1 protein-coding gene is annotated in these 1,604 nt (G+C 33.5%); it reads left to right on the forward strand.

Going from position 1 to position 1,604, the window contains the following annotated elements; genetic code table 11:
* Positions 1–149: 149 nt before the first annotated feature.
* Entirely contained in the window at positions 150–1,586 is a 1,437-nt protein-coding gene (locus tag BHF71_RS10135; protein ID WP_176717354.1) for a DDE-type integrase/transposase/recombinase, read from the forward strand.
* Positions 1,587–1,604: the final 18 nt, after the last annotated feature.

A 1,604-nucleotide genomic window follows, 5' to 3' on the forward strand; every position in this document is an offset into this window, starting at 1 on the left:
CGTATTGTCAAAAGTTTTATAGATTATTGTGTCAAAAACCTTGTTGTTATTGAAAAATTTATATTAAGGTATTGCCACCCCCTCAATTTAAGGGTAATTTTTAGTTGACCATTCAAAAAATTACTCAAACAAAGGAGGCGGCAAACTTGATGTCTAAAGTTATTTCTTTGTTGCTACTATACATTGAGGTTCAAAATAAAATCATTGTTTATTTGATGGGGGCATTGCTTGGTAAGAATTCTCTTCGTAAGTATCTAGATAAACCTGTTAATAAGCCTTATCGTCCTTTACAGGTTGACCAGTTGCCTATTATTAAGGTCCCTGAGAAACTCAATTATTTGACTCTTTTACAAGAGTATTTGGACAAGCATGGTAAACCTTTAAAACCTGTTAAACGTCATAAGAACAGTAAGGTTAAGGTTCCCAATACTCTTTCCTGTCCTCGTTGCAATGCCCCTCACATCTACCTTTACGATAATAATGGTGGTAAAGGTCAATTCAAGTGTAAAGTTTGTTCTGCTAATTTTAACTTCAAGAATTTTTATTCTAAGGCTGCCATTATTAAATGTCCCCATTGCAATAAGTCTCTTGAGAAAATCAAGGAGCGTAAGGATTTTTATATCTATAAATGCAAAAATGATGATTGCTCTTTTTATCAAAGAAATCTTGCTACTATGAGTAGTGAAGAGAAAAAACTATTTAATGAAAAACCTCATGAGTTTAAGGTTAGGTATATTTATCGCCATTTTAATTTTGAATATAAGCCTTTAGCTAAGTCTTCTCCTGTTCTTTCTGATGTAGATATCTCTAGGATTTATGCTTCTCCTCATACTCTTGGACTTATTTTAACTTACCATGTGAACTATGGTATCTCTGCTCGTAAGACTGCTGCTCTTATGAATGACGTACATAATCTTAAAATTAGTCATCAAACTGTTCTTAATTATGCTGATGCTGTCGCTAAAACTATTAAGCCCTTTGTTGATCATTATCCTTACGTTTTGTCTAATTCTTTTTGTGGTGATGAGACTTATATCAAAGTTAATGGTAAATGGCATTATTTATTCTTTTTCTTTGATTCAGTGAAAAAGATTATTTTGTCTTATCCTATTTCTCCTAATCGTGATACTCTTTCTGCTGTTAGGGCTTTGGATCAGGTTCTGATGAAGTTGAAAGATATCCCAGATGATCTTAGGTTTATTGTTGATGGTAATCCTATTTATGTTCTTGCTCAGCATTTCTTTGCTCAACATGGTGTGTTTTTCGATATTAATCAGGTTATTGGTCTGACTAATGAGGATCCTGTCTCAAAAGAGTATCGACCACTTAAGCAAATTATTGAACGCTTAAACCGCACCTTTAAAGGTAATTACAGGGCTACTAATGGTTTTAACTCTGATGAAGGCTCAGTTTCTTTTGTCACTTTGTTTGTTGCTTATTTTAATTTCCTAAGACCTCATGCTGCTCTTGAGAAAAGAGTACCTGTTGTGATTCCTGAATTAGCTTCTTTACCACATATGCCTGCTAGGTGGTCTAAACTTATTGAGTTGTCACAGGAATTTATTTTAGAGCAACAGTCTGCTTAATCTAACAGTATTAATTAG

Origin of the sequence: Vulcanibacillus modesticaldus, assembly GCF_001730235.1 — a bacterium.
Classification (GTDB): Bacteria; Bacillota; Bacilli; order Tepidibacillales; family Tepidibacillaceae; genus Vulcanibacillus; species Vulcanibacillus modesticaldus.

Excerpts from the sequence above, each read along its gene's own strand:
- BHF71_RS10135 (WP_176717354.1), top strand. The coding sequence starts at position 150 with ATGTCTAAAGTTATTTCTTTGTTGCTACTATACATTGAGGTTCAAAAT.